The following is a 3,607-nucleotide window of genomic DNA, read 5'->3' on the forward strand; positions in this document are numbered from 1 at the left end:
ATGCGCCGCTCTGGATCCTCGAGCGCCTGCCCGAGGTGTTCGACCGCGCCGAGCGGCTGGGCGCAAGCCCCGCCGAGGTGGACCGCTGGCGCGAGCACAACCTGCCCGGGGTGCTGCACTTCTGGCAGGCCCTGCTCACCGAAGACCCCGAGGGCAATGCCGAGTTCTTCTCGCCTGCCCGGGTGGTGGCACGATTCAAGCATCTCCCGGCCTTCGGTCGCGCCGTGCCGCAGTTGCGCGCCCTGTATGAAGCCGCCCACGCCGAGGGCAAACCGGCTGCCAAGGTCCCCGTGGCCGAGGTCTTCCGGGCCTTCCCGACCCAACCCTGACCCAACCCGCTCATCCATGACCAACTACCGCCAGATCGAAGCCTGCCGCGTGAGCGGCAGCCGCCACCTCGTGCCCGTGCTGGACCTCGGTTTCCAGGCGCTCACCGGGGTGTTCCCGCGCTCGCCGGCCACGCCGGTCACCGAGGGGCCGCTGCAGCTGGTGTGGTGCCCCGAGAGCGGGCTGCTGCAGCTGAACCACTCCTACGAGCCCTCCGAGATGTACGGCGACAACTACGGTTACCGCTCGGGGCTGAACCAGTCGATGGTCAACCACCTCACCGACAAGGTGGCCTACCTGGAGCGCCTGGTGCCGCTCAACGCCGGCGATGTGGTGGTCGACATCGGCAGCAATGACTGCACCACGCTGAAGGCCTACCGCACCGGGGGGCTGCGCCGGGTGGGCATCGACCCCACCGGCCGCAAGTTCCAGCAGTACTACCCGGCCGATGTGGCGCTGGTGCCCGACTTCTTCTCGGCCGCGGCCTATGCCTCGGTGGAGAAGCACCCGGCGCGCATCGTCACCTCGATCGCCATGTTCTACGACCTGGAGTCGCCGGTGCAGTTCGCGCGCGAGGTGGCCTCCATCCTGGCGGCCGACGGGGTGTGGCACTTCGAGCAGAGCTACATGCCCTCGATGCTGCGGCTGAACTCCTACGACACCATCTGCCACGAACACATCGAGTACTACTCGCTGGGCGTGGTGAAGTACATCCTGGGGAAGGCCGGGCTGCGGCTGGTGGATGTGGTCATGAATGCGGTCAATGGCGGCAGCTTCGCGGTCACCGCGGCGCGGGCCGAGAACCGCTCCATCCGCGCCAATGACGCGGTGGTGAACTGGCTGCTCGAGCAGGAAGACCGCATGGGCCTGTCCACGCCCAAGCCCTTCCGCGAGTTCGAGGAGCGGGTGTTCCGCCACCGCGACGACCTCACCCGGCTCATCCGCGCGCTCAATGCCGACGGCAAGAAGATCCTGGGCTACGGCGCCTCCACCAAGGGCAATGTGGTGCTGCAGTTCTGCGGCCTGACCGCCCAGGACATCCCGGCCATCGCCGAGGTGAACCCCGACAAGTTCGGCGCCTACACCCCGGGCACGCACATCCCGATCGTGTCCGAGGCCGATGCCCGGGCCATGAAGCCCGACTACTTCCTCGTGCTGCCTTGGCACTTCAAGGATGGCATCCTGCGGCGCGAGAAGGAATACCTGAGCAACGGCGGCCGCATGATCTTCCCCTTCCCCGAAATCGAGATCGTCTGAGGCCCCTGACGATGACGAAGACCGCAGTCATTACGGGTATCACGGGCCAGGATGGGGCCTATCTCACCGAGCTCCTGCTGGCGAAAGGCTACAAGGTGCTGGGCACCTATCGCAGAACCAGCTCAGTGAACTTCTGGCGCCTGGAAGAGCTCGGGGTGCGGTCCCATCCCAACCTGACGCTTGTCGAGTACGACCTCATCGATCCTGGCTCCAGCATCCGGCTGATCGAGCGTGCCGATGTCAGTGAGGTCTACAACCTGGCCGCACAGAGCTATGTGGGCGTGTCTTTCGACCAGCCAATCACCACCGGAATGATCACCGGCCTGGGCGCGGTCAACCTGCTGGAGGCCATCCGCCTGGTGAATCCGGCCATCCGCTTCTACCAGGCCTCCACCTCCGAGATGTTCGGCCTGGTGCAGGCGGTGCCCCAGGACGAGAACACCCGCTTCTACCCGCGCAGCCCCTACGGCGTGGCCAAACTCTACGCGCACTGGATGACGCTCAACTACCGCGAGAGCTTCGGCATCTTCGGCAGCAGCGGCATCCTGTTCAACCATGAATCGCCGCTGCGCGGGAAAGAGTTCGTCACCCGCAAGATCACCGACGCGGTGGCGCGCATCAGCCTGGGCAAGCTCGATGTGCTCGAGCTGGGCAACCTCGATGCCAAGCGAGACTGGGGCTTCGCGCGCGAGTATGTGGAAGGCATGTGGCGCATCCTGCAAGCGGAGCAACCCGACACCTTCGTGCTGGCCACCAGCCGCACCGTGACCGTGAGGGACTTTACCGATATGGCCTTCAAGGCCGCAGGCATCAGCATCGCCTGGCATGGCAGCGCCGACGCCGAGTACGGCGTGGACTCCGCTAGCGGCAAGACCGTGGTACGGGTGAACCCAGCGTTCTACCGGCCGGCGGAGGTTGATCTGCTGATCGGCAACCCCGCCAAAGCGCGCACGATGCTTGGTTGGCAGGCCCACACCACCCTCGAGCAGCTCTGCGACATGATGGTCAAGGCCGATCTCCAGCGGAACCGGGTTGGCGTCTCCTTCTGACATGAGCCGCGGCACCGTCCTGATCACCGGCGCGGCAGGCTTCACCGGCGCCCACATGGCCGCGGAATTGCTGGCCGCGGGCTACCGGGTGGAGGGTTGCCGCGAATCAGGCCCCGCACTGGCCCATGCGCAGCACCGCTGTGACCTCACCCGGCCATCCGATGTCCGCGATCTGCTTGCCCGGGTACGGCCCGACTATGTCGTCCATCTCGCCGGGCTCAGCCATGTGCAGGAAGGCGATCCCCAGAGCTTCTACCGAGTCAACCTCTTCGCCAGTCTTTATCTGCTCGAGGCATTGGTCGCCGAACACTTGCAACCACGCAAGGTGCTGCTGGCGAGCAGTGCGCAGGTCTATGGCGCTGCAGACCGCGAGGTGCTCGACGAAAGCCTATGTCCGAAACCAGTGAGTCACTACGCAAGTTCCAAGCTGGCGATGGAGCATCTCTCAGCGACATGGTTCGACCGGCTGCCAATCGTGATCACCCGCCCCTTCAACTACACCGGGGTGGGCCAGAGTGACCACTTCGTGATTCCCAAGATCGTGAACCACTTCGCCGGCCGTCTGCCGCGCATCGAACTCGGCCGCCTCGATGTAGAGCGCGAGTTCTCCGATGTGCGCGCGTTATGCCGCAGCTACCGGCTCCTGCTTGAAGCGCCCGCGCAAGGCTTGGTGGTGAATGTATGCTGCGGCACAGCATACTCGCTACGCTCGATCCTTGACCGGATGGCCAAGATCGCGGGCTACCAGATCGCGGTGGATGTGAACCCGGCCTTCTTACGGACAAACGAGATCCCGCGTCTCGTGGGGAGCATTACGCGCCTGCGCAGCACCATCGGGACACAGGATCACTCCTCGATTGAAGATACTCTCAGTTGGATGTATGCCAATGCAGTGGCTTCCTGAAGTTGGGGACAAGGTTCGCGATAATGACAAAAATATAGGACGATTTCTACGCCGAATCGCAGAGAGTCAC

Annotated in this window: 4 protein-coding genes; all 4 read left to right on the top strand. The window is 64.7% G+C overall.

The window, feature by feature from the left end; all coding sequences use genetic code 11:
- Positions 1-329 (top strand): hypothetical protein (locus AC2H6A_RS18675; RefSeq protein WP_484275224.1); only part of this gene is annotated, 329 nt, incomplete at its 5' end.
- Between the two features lie 16 nt (positions 330-345).
- The gene (locus tag AC2H6A_RS18680; RefSeq protein WP_484275225.1) at positions 346-1,584 is read left to right on the top strand and encodes a class I SAM-dependent methyltransferase; all 1,239 of its coding nucleotides are present in this window, start codon (positions 346-348) and stop codon (positions 1,582-1,584) included.
- 11 nt (positions 1,585-1,595) lie between these two features.
- Positions 1,596-2,633 carry a GDP-mannose 4,6-dehydratase gene (gene gmd / locus AC2H6A_RS18685; RefSeq protein ID WP_484275226.1) on the top strand — a complete coding sequence of 346 codons (1,038 nt, stop codon included), beginning with the start codon at positions 1,596-1,598 and terminating at the stop codon, positions 2,631-2,633.
- Position 2,634: 1 nt separating this feature from the next.
- A complete protein-coding gene (locus tag AC2H6A_RS18690) occupies positions 2,635-3,537 on the top strand; it encodes a GDP-mannose 4,6-dehydratase (RefSeq protein WP_484275227.1) in 903 nt (300 codons plus the stop codon).
- Positions 3,538-3,607 lie beyond the last annotated feature (70 nt).

The sequence above is a fragment of the Quisquiliibacterium sp. genome (assembly GCF_982640115.1).

Coding starts and splice junctions, on each gene's coding strand:
- AC2H6A_RS18680 (WP_484275225.1), top strand. CDS start 346: ATGACCAACTACCGCCAGATCGAAGCCTGCCGCGTGAGCGGCAGCCGC.
- AC2H6A_RS18690 (WP_484275227.1), top strand. CDS start 2,635: ATGAGCCGCGGCACCGTCCTGATCACCGGCGCGGCAGGCTTCACCGGC.
- gmd (WP_484275226.1), top strand. CDS start 1,596: ATGACGAAGACCGCAGTCATTACGGGTATCACGGGCCAGGATGGGGCC.